Below are 14,551 nucleotides of genomic sequence, written 5' to 3' on the forward strand. Positions count from 1 at the left end.
GAGTCTAGTCGCCGTAGCGGGCCAGGGCCGCCTCGATCCAACTCCGCGCCGCGGCGGCAAGCTCCAAGGGTTCCAGGATCCGTGCTGCCCCGCCGTGCTGTGTCACGAACATGGGCAGCCAGGTGGTGCTGCCGAACCGGATCTCGGCCACCAGGCCGCCGTCGGGCAGGGGTGCCGCCCGTTCGGCGTAGTAGTCGTCGGCCAGTCCCGCCCCCTGCCTGGTGAGCTGCACCAGGACGGTGGTGTCGTCGTCGTTCGGTGTGAACAGTTTGGCCGGAAACCCTTCTTCCGGCCGGACTTGTGTGGATGCGGGTCTTCCGTTCGGCGCAATCTCCTGGACCCGGTCCAGCCTGAAGTTCCGCAGGCCCTGGGCGGAGTGGCAGTAGGCCTCGAAATACCAGGTGTTGTCCAGCGAGTACAGGCGGAGCGGATCGACGTCCCGCTCGGAGACCTGGTCGCGTTGGGTGGAAAAATACACCAGCCGCAGCTGCGAGCGGTCCCGGATGGCTACGCGGACAGCGTCCAGGACCGCCGAATCCGCGGGGCCCACCTCCGGACCCGCCAGCGATGCGGCCCGCAGCCCCTCCTGGCCGGCCGCCGCCATCAGTTTGAGCGTCACGGACTCCAATGCACCACCCTCGGCAAGTTCAGGCAGCCCATTCAACGTCTCCAGGCCGGTCAGCAGCGCACAGGCCTCATCCACGGTGAAGCGGACCGGCCGGGTGAGGTCCAGATCCTGGGTGATGTAGACGTGGCCTTCCTCCCAGTGGATGTCCAGAAGGTCATCAGGATAGCCCTCAGGCAGGCCGGAACAGATGAGGATCCGGAGGTCACTCTCCAGTTCCTCCGGTGTGATCCCGAAGCGTGCTGCGACGTCGTGGATGTGCAGGCCCTGGTTGTGGACCAGGAACGGCACCAGCTGCAGCATGCGCTTGAGCTGGTCCTCGGAGGTGCGCTTGCGGACGGACCGGCCGCGCGGTGTCTCGTCGAACCGGTAGTCAGGAACCGGGGCCGCGCTAACGGCCCCAGCCTTGCGCAGGCGGTGCCGTACGGCTGTCACGAGTTCTTCGGGCTCACGGGCCACGGCGTCGGGACCGTAGGAGGCAAGCTCCTCGGCAAGCACCTCGGTGTCCCGGAACTGCACGTGCAGCCGTTCGTCGCCGTCGTCGGGCGTTTCCGCAGTACCCGCTTCTGGGCCGAACACGGGCACCAGATTCGCCCGCCGCCTCAGCCCAAGAAGGCGGCCCTTCCGTACGTCCACCACGGCGGTCCGTAGTGGAAGTTCAGGAAGCCGGTCCAGTTCCTCGCGGATGTTGAAGTCTGCCGGCGGCGAGTACGTTTCCTTGTCCAGGATGGTGACGGCACCGGTGAACCGGGAAAGCCGGAAATGGCGCGGCGCGTGGCGTGATCGGTCGTAACCGGTGAGGTACCACTGGCCAAACCGGCTCCCGAGGCCCCAGGGTTCCACCGTCCGCTGCTCTTCCTTGCCCGTGGTGCCCGCCAGATAGCGGAAACTGACCGGGTGCTGGGCATGCATGGCCGCCACCACGTCATCGAACGCCTGGCCGGCTGGCCTGATCCGCGGCTGCACGCCGACCGGAAGTTCGACGTCGGACAGGGTTCCGGAGGCCTGGAGCTTGCGTAGGGCGTTGGCTGCAGCGGTTCCCAGCGCGGCCCGCTCCCAGAGCTGGGATGCCAGGAGGAGGACTGTCCACTCCCCCGGGCTGAGCTGGACATCGGGCAGGCGGTTCGATTCCTTGCCGATGCGGTAACGCGTCGTGGCCGGGTCATCTTCGCTCCAGCCATGGTCGGTGACCGTTTCGACATCGAAGCCGAACTGCCGGAGGTCATTTTTGTCGCGCTCAAACATCCGGCCGAACGCCACGTCGTTGCCGGAGGTGTCATGGTAGACCTTCACCCGCAGCTCTGCGCGGCGCAGGCCGTATTTGGTGTTCAGGAGGGCTATCAGAAGGTTCAGCAGGCGTTCAGTACGTGAGACGGACACTCTGGCTACGTTACTAAATTCCTTCGTGGAAAGCCGAAAGCGCGGCAACAACAGGGAAACAGCTCCTGATTGTTACCGCGCTTTCCGGTCTTACGGTGTTCCGGTCAGCGTACGCCGACGAGGTCCACCACAAAGATCAGTGCCTCGTTGGGGCCGATCGCTCCACCGGCGCCGCGGGATCCATACGCCAGCTCGGAGGGAATCTCGAGGCGACGGCGGCCGCCCACCTTCATGCCCAGCAGGCCCTGGTCCCAGCCCTGGATGACCTGGCCGACGCCGACCCGGAAGTCCAGCGGCGCGCCGCGGCCCCAGGAAGCATCGAATTCTTCGCCGGTGGACCAGGCCACGCCGACGTAGTGGGTCGACACGGTGTCGCCCTTCTTAGCCTCGGCGCCGTCGCCTTCAATGAGGTCGGTGATGACCAGTTCGGTGGGAACATCGCCTTGCGGGAAGTCAATCTCCGGCTTCTGGCGGTCGAAATCGCGCTGACCAAATGACATGGTTGCTCCTGACGTTGGTTGGGATGGGTTACGTGGCACGAATGCCCAGGCGTGGATTACTTACCTGACACCGAGGATATCAACGACGAACACCAGGTCGCCCTTTTCGGCGCCATAGGCCTTGTCTGCCGGGATGGACAAGAGCACCCTGGAGCCGACCGTCTTGCCGGCCAGTCCTTCCTGCCAGCCCTTGATGAGTCCGCTCAGCGGACTGGTCAGGGGCTCACCGGTGAAGCTGGACTCCAGCTGCTTTTTGTCTTTGAAGGAGTACAGGACGTAGTTGACCACCACAGTGTCCGTAGCCTTCACTTCCGGGCCCTTGCCCTTGATGAGGTCCTGGGCCACGAGGGCCGTGGGTGCCGCCGCGCCTTCGATGGAGATCTCCGGAACGCCCTGGTCATTTTCCTTGACGGTTGGCAGTCCGGCAGGCGGGGTGACGGTCTCGCCTTCCGGCTTTTCAAGCGGCGGCGTGACGTCCGTCGCGGAAAGCAGCTTGATCAGCAGGAGCTGTGTGGGCTGGGCTGCTGCGCCTTCCGCACCAGCCTGGCCGGGTACGGCAAGGGCCAGCGTAGAACCAAGTTTCGCCCCGACAAAAGCGTTGTAGATGACGGCGCTTCCGGTTTTGAGGTCCTCGTTGAGCTCGAGCGGCTCGGGTTCGCCGGCGAAGGTATCCTCCAGTGTGGAGCCGTCGGTTCCGTTCACGGCGAGAATGGAGATGTTGGCAATCTGGTTCGCTTTCACCCGATCGCCGTCGCCTTCCGTGACCACCTTGATGGTGGGCTCAGTGACTTCAAGCGGCTTGGTGAATTCAACGCCCGGAGCCTTTTTGTCCCCGTTTTCCGTCAGTTTCAGGGAGTCGAACTTGGCAGTGTCACCGGCGGACTGACTGGTGGGTTCCGGTGCCGCGGGCGAACCGCCGCAAGCGGTGAGCAGCAGCAGGCCGGGGATAAGGATTGCTAGGAGTCGGCGCACGTAAGAGAACTTTCGTTGGGGCAGGGTGGACGCGATACCGGACAAAAATGCCCGGCACCGCTGCAGGGCCAATGAATAGCCCCATCAAGGATAGCCCCTGAACCTGAACGTCAGCCCATGGAGCCCAGCAGGGCATCCACGCGGTCATCGACACTGCGGAACGGATCCTTGCACAGGATGGTCTGGTGGGCACGGTCGTTCAGCTTGAGGTGCACCCAGTCCACCGTGTAGTCCCTGCCCAGTTCCTGTGCCCGCCGGACGAAGTCGCCCCTCAGCTTCGCGCGGGTGGTTTGCGGCGGTGCATCCACGGCGTCCTTGATGACAGTGTCCTCCACGACGCGCCGCACCGCACCCCTGGCCTGCAGCAGGTAATACAGTCCACGCGTCCGCGAAATGTCGTGGTACGTCAGGTCAAGCTGGGCGATCCGTGGTGCATCCAGGCCCAAGCCGTGCCGCTCCCGGTAGTTGTCCATCAGTTTTTTCTTGATGGCCCAGTCGATTTCCGTGTCGATGGTGCTGGTGTTTCCGCTTTCGATGGCCTTCAGGGTCCGCTCCCAGAGGTCAAGGATGAGCGGAACATGGGGGTTGTGGGCGCCGTGCTCCTGGACAAAGGCGGTGACCTTGGTCAGGTATTCCTGCTGGATCTCCAGTGCAGTGAGCTGGCGGCCGTTGGCGAGCCGGACCAGCGCCCGGCCGCTGAGGTCATGGGAGATCTCGCGGATGCTCCGGATGGGGTTTTCCATCCGCATGTCACGCATGATCACCCCGGCCTCAATCATGCGGAGAATGAGGTCCACGGTGCCCACCTTGAGCAGGGCGGTGGTTTCGGACATGTTGGAGTCGCCCACAATGACGTGGAGGCGGCGGAAAAATTCCGCATCGGCGTGCGGTTCATCCCTGGTGTTGATGATGGGACGGGACCGTGTGGTGGCGGACGAGACGCCTTCCCAGATGTGGTCTGCCCGCTGCGAAAAGGCATACGTTGCGCCGTGCGGTGTCTTCAGGATTTTGCCGGCGCCGGCAATCAGCTGGCGCGTGACGAGGAACGGGATCAGGATCTCCGCAAGCCGGGAGAACTCGCCCCGGCGCGGGATCAGGTAGTTCTCGTGGCTGCCATAGGAGTTCCCGGCGGAATCGGTGTTGTTCTTGAACAGGTAGACGGTTCCGTTGAACCCCTCTGCGGCAAGCCGCGCCTGCGCCTCATCCACGAGGTCGTCCAGGATCAACTCGCCGGCGCGGTCGTGGGCCACGAGTTGGGCCAGGTCATCACACTCCGCGGTGGCGTATTCCGGGTGTGAGCCGACGTCGAGATACAGCCGCGAACCGTTGGTCAGGAACACGTTGGACGATCTGCCCCAGCTGACTACTTTGCGGAACAGGTACCGCGCCACCTCCTCAGGCGCCAGCGGCCGTGAATCGGGGCTCGAATACGAGATACCGAATTCGGTCTCAATACCGAAGATCCTCTTGTCCATCTCAGTCCTCCTCCGCAAGCAGCGCCGTGATGTCGGCGTCGTTCAGTCGCCGGAAGGCCCGGCGGAAACCCCTGGCGGTCTCCGACTGCCTGTCCAGGACGGCAACCTCCACGGCCTTGGCCGGAAGGGTTGCGTCCGCTTCGCCCTGCTCAGTGCTGCCAGCCAGGCTGCTGATGGCCAGCCGGACAGCGTCGGCGAACCGCAGCGACGAACGCCAGCCCTCGGCAATAACGGACGAGACCCGCTCTGCCTGGCCGCCCATCACAATGAAGCCGTGCTCGTCAGCGATCGACCCGTCGAACGTCAGCCGGTACAGGTGGTCCTGTTCCGGCGTGGGGCCCACCTCGGCCACAGCAAGTTCCACTTCAAATGGTTTCTGTTCGGCGGTGAAAACCGCGCCGAGGCTTTGCGCATAGACGCTCGCGAGGCCCCGGGCGGTGACGTCTTCACGGTCATAGGAGTAGCCGCGGACATCCGCGTACCGGACGCCGGCCTGGCGCAGGCTTTCAAATTCGTTGTACTTGCCGACGGCCGCGAAGGCGATCTTGTCGTAGATCTCACCGATCTTGTGCAGGGAAGGCGACGGATTTTCAGCCACGAGGGCAATCCCGTCCTGGCAGCTGATAACAACCACTGATCTGCCGCGGGCGATGCCCTTCCGTGCGAAGTCCGCACGGTCCTTCATCAGTTGTTCAGGCGAGACATAGAACTGCTGCGTCATCTCAGGCCTCCCGTCGCTCGGCGGAGCGGACTTCGATGATGCGGCCCGCCACGGCTGCCAGCTCGGATTCAGGGATGCGCCTGGCGCCGTCCCGGTTCACCGTATAGACCACGGGCCACAACTGGCGGACCGGATCCGGACCCCCGGTGGCGGAGTCGTCGTCGGCCGCGTCGTAGAGCGCTTCCACAGCAACGGAGACCGCCTCGGCTTCGGTCAGGCCGGGCCGCCAGAGTTTTTTCAGTGCGCCGCGGGCGAAAACCGAGCCGGAGCCAACGGTGTGATGCTCGCGTTCCTCGTACCGGCCGCCGGTGACGTCGTAGGAGAACAGGCGGCCCACGCCGGCAGTGGTGTCGAAACCGGCAAAAAGGGGAACCACCGCCAGGCCCTGCAGGGCCATGGGCAGGTTCCCGCGGATCATGGCACCGAGCCGGTTCGCCTTGCCGTCAAGGCTCAGGAGCGTGCCTTCAATCTTTTCGTAGTGCTCCAGCTCCACCTGGAAGAGCCGCGTCAGGTCAATGGCTATTCCGGCCGTGCCGGCGATGCCCAGCACCGAGTACCTGTCCGCCGGGAAGACCTTTTCGATGTGCCGGCTGGCAATCATGTTGCCCATGGTGGCCCGCCGGTCACCCGCCATCAGCACGCCTCCGCCGTAGCTCATCGCCACGATGGTGGTTGCATGCGGCACCTGGAGCGGGGTGGCACCCGCCGTCGCCGCCGGCAGTGAGCGGTTGTACGGAAGCAGGTCCGGGCGGTCCCGCTGCAGATGCTCGGTAAATGACGACGTCGCGTTGCCGGCTACCTGGTTGGCGGTTGATTCCTGCACTGGTGAACTCCTTGAACGTGGTCCTTCTACGTCGGTACAGCTTCCGGCCGGTGCGGCGTCCGCCACCATCCGGCTCCGGGTTACTGGCCGCCCTTTTGGACGAAGGCGCGGACGAACTCCTCAGCGTTGGATTCGAGGACGCCGTCAATTTCGTCCAGGAGGTCATCGACGCCCTGCGTGGCGTCCGATGCCTGGGCTTCCGGGGCTGCCGGAGGCGCCTCCGGGATGTCTTCCTCGACCTGGCTGTCGCGCGATTGTGGCTGCTGCTGTTCCTGGCCTGCCATGGTGATCTCTCCTTCGGGAATCATCGGATCCGGGCGGATCTGCTGATACGCCCATATTGCCACGCCAAACGCCTGCTGGCGCGGTTTACGCCGCAGGCGGAGGGGTGTTGTGCCCGAGCAGTTCAGCGAGGAACGGTCCGGCCGTACGGTGGCGGGCGAAGAGCCCTCCGGTGAGGGCTTTGGTGCCACGAAGGGGCTCCCGGGTGGGCACGCGCTGCAGCCGGCCGTAGCCCGGGACATCGAAGATCACCGAGTCCCAGCTGGCCCCCACCACGTCCTTGCCGAAGCTGCTGATGCAGCGTCCGCGGAAGAAGGCCCGAGTGTCCGACGGCGGTTCGGTCACCGCTGCGGAGATCGCCGAGTCCTCGACAATCCGCTGCATGCGGTTCCTGGCCAGGAAACGGTAGTACAACCCCTTCTCCGGGCGGATGTCGGCCCACTGGAGGTCCACCAGGCCAAGCCTTGCGTCATTCCAGGCCAGGTTGTCCCGGTCGCGGTAACCCTCCAGGAGGGAGAGCTTCGCCAGCCACTCCACGGAGGTTGCCGCTGCACTCCTGTCGGAATCGAGCTGTGTCAGGGTGGCGGCCCAGCGTTCGAGGACCTCGTGGGTGTGGCCGTCCCCGTCCACGGCATCCGCAACGCCGGTGTCCTGCGCGAGCTTGGCGGCCGCCTCGTGGTACATCCACTGCAGATCCAGGGCTGTCACCCGGCGGCCGTCCAACAGCCTGATTTTGGCCGTCAGCGAAGTGTCGTGGCTGATCGCCTGCAAGGCCGAGACTGGCTCGTGGACCTCTACCTTGGGCGCCAGACCCGCCTCTATAAGGCTCAGGACCAGCGCCGTGGTGCCGAACTTGAGGTAGTTCGAGGACTGGCTAAGGTTCGCGTCCCCGATGATGACATGCAAACGGCGGTATTTGTCGGCCGTGGCATGGGGTTCATCACGGGTATTGATGATGGGCCGGCGGATGGTGGTTTCCAGGCCCACTTCGGCTTCGAAGAAGTCGGCGCGCTGGCTTATCTGGAACCCCGGCGTGGAACTGTCCTGTCCCAGGCCAACCCGCCCGGCTCCACACATGATCTGGCGCGTGACGAAAAACGGTGTCAGTCCCCGCACAATGTCCCCGAAGGGCACCGAGCGCGGCATGAGGTAGTTCTCGTGCGAGCCATACGAGACGGACTTGTTGTCCGTGTTGTTTTTGTAGAGATTGACCGGCGGCAGTTCTGGATCCGCTGCCAGGCGGCGCACCGCTGCCAGCGCCACGAGGTCTCCGGCAGCATCCCAGGTCACCGCATCACGGGGATTGGTCACTTCCGCGCTGGAGTATTCGGGGTGGGCGTGGTCCACGTAGAGGCGGGCGCCGTTTCCGAGGACCATGTTCATCAGCAGGCTGCCGGCCTCATCCTCGCCGTCCAGTTCAAGGTCCTCGCGGCCGTACGCCAAGGCCACTGCCTCCGCGTCAAGCACCGGCGGCTGGTCCGTGAGCTGGCTGGGGTGGGCAGAGGCGCGTTCCAACGTCCAGCCACGGGCGTCGTGCAGGGGCTCCTCGTCCGTGTAGTCCCACCGGGTCTCCGCGCCACCCGCGGCCCGCTGCCGCGTCACCTGGGCGTATGCCTGGACAACACGGGCGGACATCATGGTGGCATTGGCCCCCGGTGCGGACGGGGCGTGGATGCCGTACTCCGTTTCCGCCCCCATCACACGCATGGCCCCGCCGACGGGCAGCGACTCCCCGTAGGAGGGGCGTTCGGGCGCAGCCGTCATAGGTATTGTCCCGTGCTGGGCATCGTTTCGATGGACTTGCCGGGTTCCTGTCCTGCCTTGCCCTGGACGATGGTGCGGATGTAGGTGATCCGCTCGCCCTTCTTACCGGAGATCCGTGCCCAGTCGTCCGGGTTGGTGGTGTTCGGCATATCCTCGTGTTCGCGGAATTCATCCACCACGGCCCGAAGCAGGTGCTCGATCCGGAGGCCCTTCTGGTGCAGGGTCAGGAGGTCCTTGATGGCGTACTTCTTGGCCCGGTCCACAACATTCTGGACCACGGCGCCGGAGTTGAAGTCCTTGAAGTAGAGCATCTCGGTATCACCATTGGCGTACGTGACTTCCAGGTACTCGTTCGACTTCTCCGTGGAGTACATGGCTTCGACCGTGCGCTGGACCATGGCGTCCACCGTGGCCTGGACGTCGCCGTTGTGTTCTGCGAGATCCGACTCGTGGAACGGCAGGTCAGTGGTGATGTATTTGTTGAAGATATCCGCCGCGGCCTCGGCATCGGGGCGATGGATCTTGACCTTCACGTCAAGCCGGCCGGGGCGGAGGATGGCAGGGTCAATCATGTCTTCACGGTTGGATGCACCAATGACTATGACATTGTCCAGCCGCTCCACGCCGTCGATCTCGCTTAGGAGCTGGGGCACGATGGTGGTCTCGACGTCGGAGGAGATCCCCGTGCCGCGCGTCCGGAACAGCGAATCCATCTCATCAAAGAACACCACTACCGGGCTGCCGTCCGAGGCTTTTTCCCGGGCCCGGGAAAAGATCAGGCGGATATGGCGTTCCGTCTCCCCCACGTACTTGTCCAGGAGCTCGGGGCCCTTGATGTTGAGGAAGTAGCTTTTCAGGTCGATATTGCCGGACCGTTCAGCCGCCCGCGCGGCGAGCGAGTTCGCAACAGCCTTGGCGATCAGGGTTTTGCCGCAGCCAGGGGGGCCGTAAAGCAGAATGCCCTTCGGGGCCTTCAGGCCATGTTCACGGTAGAGGTCCGGGTGGAGGAACGGCAGTTCCACGGCATCGCGGATCTGCTCGATCTGGGGGCCAAGGCCGCCAATGTCCTCATAAGTGATGTCAGGGACTTCTTCGAGGACCAGGTTTTCCACCTCGGAGCGGGGCACTTTTTCCAGGGCGTAACCGGTGCGTGAGTCGATGGACAGCGCGTCCCCAACCCGGAGCTTTTCGGTGAGCAGTGCGCCGGAGAGCCGGATAACCCGTTCCTCATCGGCCCGGCCCACCACCAGTGCGCGGTCCGTTCCCAGCATTTCCTTGAGGGTCGCGAGCTCGCCGGCGCGCTCATACCCGAGGCCGGCAACAATCAGCAAGGCCTCGTTGAGCAGAACCTCCTGGCCGACAGCCAGCTGGTTGATGTTAACCAGCGGGCTGATCCCCACGCGCATTTTCCGGCCCGCGTTGAAAATATCAGCTGATTCCTCGGTGGCGGCCTGCCCGCTGTTGCCTGCCGACGGCAGGCGCCGGGGATTGAGCTGCAGGATGGTGCCGAAGCTGTATGGAGGCTGGCCCTCCTGGTCCAAGGCGTTTTTCAGGCGCAGTATCTCGGCTTTCGCCGCTTCCAGCATGCTGACCAGCTTGGCGTTGTTCTGCGTTGCGGCGGCAAGCTGGCGATCAATGTGCCTGAGTTTGTCCCGGAGGACGTTGACCTGCCGGTCCGCGACAGACAGTTCATTGGCGGCGGACTGCTCCGCCGGTGTACGTCCGGAGTCCTGATTCGGCGTCTCCATGATGCATCAGCCCCTTCCTGCTCTTCTTCTTAAGACCTTAGCCCCAAGTTGGCAGGTACTGCTGGAGACTCCCGAAATGTGGACTAGTTCGTGATCTCCGGTGCGTCCTTGACGTTGGTGCCGGCGATGGCATCGCGGGCGGCCCTGCGGAGTTTCTTGTCGGAGACAGACCGCTCGCCAACCGCCCCGGGTGTCCACGCATTGACATCTTCCTCGTTGAAGTCCGTCTTCGAGGGGCGGCGCTTGACCGAGATACCCGTAACGCCGTCGGCAAGCCGGCGGGTGACCAGGAGGAATCCGGTGTGGGCCACCATCCGGTGATCCGGGCGCACCGCCAGGCCTTCAAGGTGCCAGCCGCGGACCATGGACTCCCAAGCGTCGGGTTCGGTGAAGCGGCCGTCAGCCCGGATGGCTTCGGCAGTCCGGGACAACTGGGTGACCGTGGCCACGTAGTTGATCCAGACACCACCGGGTGCAAGCACAGTGGCCACGGCGTCCAGGCACTCCCAGGGCGCGAGCATGTCCAGGACCACGCGGTCCACGGAGCCGGGAGCCTCGTTGCGGACTACTTCCTCCTGGAAGTCACCCAGCGAAATTTTCCAGGCCGGGTGCGGGCCACCAAAGATGGTCTCCACATTGCCGCGGGCAATGTCGGCAAATTCCTCGCGGCGTTCAAAGGAGTGCAGGTAGCCGTTGTCGCCCACGGCCCGGAGCAGCGAGATGGACAAGGCGCCGGAACCCACACCGGCTTCGACCACCCTGGCGCCGGGGAAGATGTCGGCCATGGTGACAATCTGGCCGGCGTCCTTCGGGTAAACCACCGCGGCGCCGCGGGGCATGGAAAGGACAAAGTCCGAGAGCAGCGGGCGAAGCGTCTGATACTGCTGGCCAACATTGTTCACCACAACAGAGCCATCGGCTTGGCCAATGATTTCGTCATGGTTCAGGAAACCGCGGTGGGTGTGGAAGGCGCCGCCGCTTTCAAGCGTGATGGTGTTCATGCGGCCGCGCTCGTCGGTCAGCTGGACCCGCTCCCCTTCGCGGAAAGGTCCGCGGCGGCGGGCAGCCCCCACCGGCTGGACGCCGTTGGCGGCAACACCGGTTGTGGACGGTGCTGCGGTTGCGGCGGCAGATTCGCTGCTCATGAAATTTCCTCGCTCTTGTAAGACTGTGGGCAACGCATCAAAAAGTACGCCAGGTGCGTGCATGCACGGGGTCCACCACGCGGCGGCAGTGCACGGCCGGCACGTAACTCTACCGGCTTTGACCCTGCGGGTGCTTATTTGACCGGACTGCCTTGCCGGTAATGGCTACAACTACAGCGTTTTGTGAAAGGAGGCCGGTCACGGTGCCGTTGTGGTCCACCACGGCATATTCGTGGCCCTCCAGCTGGGAGAGATACTGGATCAGTTCCTGTCCCTGGGACCATTCAGGTACGTACGCGCCTGCCGCCAGTGCGTAGGACACGGCTGTTGCGGGTGTGGAATCTGCAGCGTGCTCAGGCACCGCGGCGAGGGCACGGGTGTCCACAACACCCTGCGGACGTCCCTCCGGCCCGCACACCACAACCGCCGGAGTCCCATTCGTTGACAGGCGGCGGATGTCGGCAACGGTTGCGGTTGCCGGAATTCCGACGGCGGGAGCAGCCAGTGCGGTTGCGCTCACCAGGTGCAGCCTGCCGCGCATGGTTCCCTGCTTAATGGCGGCGCTGGCCCCCATCCAGAGGAACCCGCCAACAAGGACGGTGATCATCAGGAGGCTCAAGTCCGGTGCTGCGCCGGCCAGCAGCGGCATGGCAATGAACCACAGGCCAAGCCCCACCACGATGACGCGGCCAGCCCAGCCGGCGGCCACCGTGCCTTTGGCCTGGCTGCCGGTGGCCTTCCACACGGCCGATTCAACAATCCGCCCGCCGTCCAGCGGCAGTCCGGGCAGGACGTTGAAAATGCCGATGACAAAATTGGCCCACATAAAGATGTTGGTCAGCGTATCCGCCACAATGCCCATGCTGACGCCGGACAGGACCAGCCACGCTCCGCCGGCAAGGACCAGGTTGGCTGCCGGGCCGGCCAGCGCCACGACGACGGACCGGGCCGGCGTCGCGGTGAAGTTTTCAAACTGGGTGTGGCCACCCCAGAGGTTCAGCACGATTTTCTGGGTGGGCCAGCCGTAGACCTTGGCGGTGAGGGCGTGCGCCAACTCGTGGACCAGGACCGAAATGAGCAGCAGCAGCGCGTAGGCGAACGCCACGTAGTAGGCGGTGATTCCGAAGGCGGGATTGCGTTCCAACAGCACCGGACCGTAGACGATGACAGTAAAGGCTGCAATCACAAACCAGGAGTACGCCAGGATGATGGGGATTCCGGCGATCCGCCCGAGGCGGATTCCTTCGCGGCGCGCAGGGGCCGGCGTTTCACTCACGACGAGCCCCCGGGCCTCGGCGCCGACAAGCCTGCCGCAGTGGCCATGCTTCCGGCCGCGATTGCTTCCAGCTCAGAAACCGTGCGGCCCGAAAGTGAATCCCACGTGGTGTGCCTGGGGTCTTCCGGCAGCGGGACAATGTGGGGAATGGCCACCGTGGCGACCCCGGATGCCACCGCCGCTGCTACTCCCGGCGCGGAATCTTCCAGCGCGACGCAGTGGTCGATGGTGAGTCCCGGATCTGCTTCCTGGAGCAGTTCCACCGCTTTGAGGTACGCCTCCGGGTGGGGCTTGCCCTGGGTCACTGTGTCCCCGGTGACGAGGAATTCGAAGTAGGGCTTGGGCAGGCTCGCCACGATTTCGCGGGCCAGGGGTCCTTCTGACATGGTGACCAGCGCACAACGCACGCCGGCACGGTGCAGGTCATCGAGGAGTTCCCTGGCGCCCGGACGCCACGGGACAGAACGCTGGATGCTCTGGATGACCTGCGCGGTCAAGGTGTCGATGATTTGCCTGGTATCCATCCGGACGCCGGCCTTCTGCAGGATTCCGGCTGAAAAGGTCAGGGCCTGCCCAACGAGCTGCGTGGCTTGTTCGTGTGACCACGTGCCGCCATGGGCTTCCACGAGGGAACGCTCCGCGGCGATCCAATACGGCTCCGTATCCACGATGGTGCCGTCCATGTCCCAAAGAACAGCACGGAGCGGGGAAACTGAAGGTGAGGGTCGCATGCTTTCAGTCTACGGGGCGAGCCTGAGCGCCAGCCGTGGGGTACGCCCTTGGCGAATATCCGCCGGGCTGCAGGCACGGAGGCGGCCTGGAGACACTTTTTGGCGCTGCATTCAATGCATCGGCCCGGTTCTTGGACGTAGGGTGAAGAAATGAATAGCTTCGACGGAGACACCACGGAACCGGGTGCCGGGCCTGAACAGGAGCAGTTCCTGCTGCCGGTGGCCGATGGGGAGCGCATCACTGTGATGTTGGCAGCTTTTGAGGGCTGGAACGATGCCGGAGAAGCAGCCAGCGAGTCGTTGCGCTATCTCAACAAGGTGTGGGGCGGCAAGAAAGTCGCGTCCATCGACGCCGACGAGTACTACGATTTCCAGTTCACCCGTCCCACAGTCCGGAGGACCGCCTCGGGTGAACGCAAGATTAAATGGCCTTCCACGCGGATCTACAAAGCCAGCGCGCCGGATTCAAACATTGACGTCATTTTCGTCCAAGGCACTGAACCGTCGTACAAGTGGCGGGCCTACACTGCGGAGCTGCTGGTCCATGCGGAAGCGCTCAAGGTGGATTACGTGATTCTCGTGGGGGCGCTGCTGGCGGATGTCCCGCACAGCCGGCCCATCCCGGTGAGCACGTCCTCCGATGACGCCCCGTTGCGGGAACGCCTGAACCTGGAACCGTCCCAGTACGAAGGTCCCGTGGGCATTGTTGGTGTGCTGTCGGAGGTAGCGCTGCTGGCCGGGATCCCCACGGTTTCCCTGTGGGCCGCAGTCCCCCACTACGTGGCCCAGGCCCCGTCGCCGAAGGCGCAGCTGGCCCTCCTGCACCGGGTGGAAGAGCTGCTCCAGGTCCCGTTGGACACCCACGAACTGGCGGAAGAATCGGCGGCCTGGGAGCGCGGCGTGGATGAGTTGGCTACCGAGGATCCGGAAATCGCCGCGTATGTCCGCCAGCTTGAGGAAGCAAAGGACACCGCTGACCTTCCGGAGGCCAGCGGGGAGTCCATCGCGCGGGAGTTTGAGCGCTACCTGAAGCGCCGGGGACGCGACAAAAACTAAGCCCGATGGCTGCGTCCGCCCACGGTTGAATAGCGGGCGGACGGGCCAGTTTG

13 protein-coding genes are annotated in these 14,551 nt (G+C 64.4%); 1 reads left to right on the top strand and 12 read right to left on the bottom strand.

Annotation, left to right across the window (positions count from 1 at the left end):
- Positions 1–4 precede the first annotated feature (4 nt).
- From J2808_RS13315 to J2808_RS13370, 12 genes are all read right to left on the bottom strand, one after another.
- Positions 5–2,005, bottom strand: coding sequence for a helix-turn-helix transcriptional regulator (locus tag J2808_RS13315; RefSeq protein ID WP_309817270.1), 2,001 nt, complete (start codon positions 2,003–2,005; stop codon positions 5–7).
- Positions 2,006–2,109: 104 nt separating this feature from the next.
- Complete coding sequence (locus J2808_RS13320; protein ID WP_056340002.1) at positions 2,110–2,505, bottom strand: FKBP-type peptidyl-prolyl cis-trans isomerase; 396 nt, start codon at positions 2,503–2,505, stop codon at positions 2,110–2,112.
- Positions 2,506–2,565: 60 nt separating this feature from the next.
- Positions 2,566–3,477 carry an FKBP-type peptidyl-prolyl cis-trans isomerase gene (locus J2808_RS13325; protein WP_309817272.1) on the bottom strand — a complete coding sequence of 304 codons (912 nt, stop codon included), beginning with the start codon at positions 3,475–3,477 and terminating at the stop codon, positions 2,566–2,568.
- Between the two features lie 110 nt (positions 3,478–3,587).
- Positions 3,588–4,952, bottom strand: coding sequence for a Pup--protein ligase (gene pafA / locus J2808_RS13330; RefSeq protein WP_309817275.1), 1,365 nt, complete (start codon positions 4,950–4,952; stop codon positions 3,588–3,590).
- Position 4,953: 1 nt separating this feature from the next.
- Positions 4,954–5,673: a proteasome subunit alpha gene (gene prcA / locus J2808_RS13335; protein WP_309817278.1), complete on the bottom strand. Its 720-nt coding sequence runs from the start codon at positions 5,671–5,673 to the stop codon at positions 4,954–4,956.
- A 1-nt stretch (position 5,674) separates the two neighbouring features.
- A complete protein-coding gene (gene prcB, locus J2808_RS13340; RefSeq protein WP_309817281.1) occupies positions 5,675–6,496 on the bottom strand; it encodes a proteasome subunit beta in 822 nt (273 codons plus the stop codon).
- 80 nt (positions 6,497–6,576) lie between these two features.
- Complete coding sequence (locus J2808_RS13345; RefSeq protein WP_309817643.1) at positions 6,577–6,780, bottom strand: ubiquitin-like protein Pup; 204 nt, start codon at positions 6,778–6,780, stop codon at positions 6,577–6,579.
- An 85-nt stretch (positions 6,781–6,865) separates the two neighbouring features.
- The gene (gene dop / locus J2808_RS13350; protein ID WP_309817284.1) at positions 6,866–8,542 is read right to left on the bottom strand and encodes a depupylase/deamidase Dop; all 1,677 of its coding nucleotides are present in this window, start codon (positions 8,540–8,542) and stop codon (positions 6,866–6,868) included.
- A complete protein-coding gene (arc, locus tag J2808_RS13355) occupies positions 8,539–10,290 on the bottom strand; it encodes a proteasome ATPase (protein ID WP_309817286.1) in 1,752 nt (583 codons plus the stop codon). The genes dop and arc overlap by 4 nt, the downstream gene beginning before the upstream one ends.
- A gap of 83 nt (positions 10,291–10,373) precedes the next feature.
- A complete protein-coding gene (locus J2808_RS13360) occupies positions 10,374–11,435 on the bottom strand; it encodes a tRNA (adenine-N1)-methyltransferase (protein WP_309817288.1) in 1,062 nt (353 codons plus the stop codon).
- Positions 11,436–11,544: 109 nt separating this feature from the next.
- Entirely contained in the window at positions 11,545–12,711 is a 1,167-nt protein-coding gene (locus J2808_RS13365) for a site-2 protease family protein (RefSeq protein ID WP_309817292.1), read from the bottom strand.
- Positions 12,708–13,442: an HAD family hydrolase gene (locus tag J2808_RS13370; RefSeq protein WP_397428052.1), complete on the bottom strand. Its 735-nt coding sequence runs from the start codon at positions 13,440–13,442 to the stop codon at positions 12,708–12,710. The genes J2808_RS13365 and J2808_RS13370 overlap by 4 nt, the downstream gene beginning before the upstream one ends.
- Before the next feature lie 150 nt (positions 13,443–13,592).
- Between J2808_RS13370 and J2808_RS13375 the strand changes: the two genes are divergently transcribed.
- The gene (locus tag J2808_RS13375; RefSeq protein ID WP_309817294.1) at positions 13,593–14,498 is read left to right on the top strand and encodes a PAC2 family protein; all 906 of its coding nucleotides are present in this window, start codon (positions 13,593–13,595) and stop codon (positions 14,496–14,498) included.
- The last annotated feature ends 53 nt before the right edge of the window (positions 14,499–14,551 follow it).

Origin of the sequence: Pseudarthrobacter sulfonivorans (assembly GCF_031454915.1) — a bacterium.
GTDB lineage: Bacteria > Actinomycetota > Actinomycetes > Actinomycetales > Micrococcaceae > Arthrobacter > Arthrobacter sulfonivorans_C.

Excerpts from the sequence above, each read along its gene's own strand:
- J2808_RS13320 (WP_056340002.1), bottom strand. The coding sequence starts at position 2,505 with ATGTCATTTGGTCAGCGCGATTTCGACCGCCAGAAGCCGGAGATTGAC.
- pafA (WP_309817275.1), bottom strand. The coding sequence starts at position 4,952 with ATGGACAAGAGGATCTTCGGTATTGAGACCGAATTCGGTATCTCGTAT.
- prcA (WP_309817278.1), bottom strand. The coding sequence starts at position 5,673 with ATGACGCAGCAGTTCTATGTCTCGCCTGAACAACTGATGAAGGACCGT.
- J2808_RS13345 (WP_309817643.1), bottom strand. The coding sequence starts at position 6,780 with ATGGCAGGCCAGGAACAGCAGCAGCCACAATCGCGCGACAGCCAGGTC.
- dop (WP_309817284.1), bottom strand. The coding sequence starts at position 8,542 with ATGACGGCTGCGCCCGAACGCCCCTCCTACGGGGAGTCGCTGCCCGTC.
- arc (WP_309817286.1), bottom strand. The coding sequence starts at position 10,290 with ATGGAGACGCCGAATCAGGACTCCGGACGTACACCGGCGGAGCAGTCC.
- J2808_RS13360 (WP_309817288.1), bottom strand. The coding sequence starts at position 11,435 with ATGAGCAGCGAATCTGCCGCCGCAACCGCAGCACCGTCCACAACCGGT.
- J2808_RS13370 (WP_397428052.1), bottom strand. The coding sequence starts at position 13,442 with ATGCGACCCTCACCTTCAGTTTCCCCGCTCCGTGCTGTTCTTTGGGAC.
- J2808_RS13375 (WP_309817294.1), top strand. The coding sequence starts at position 13,593 with ATGAATAGCTTCGACGGAGACACCACGGAACCGGGTGCCGGGCCTGAA.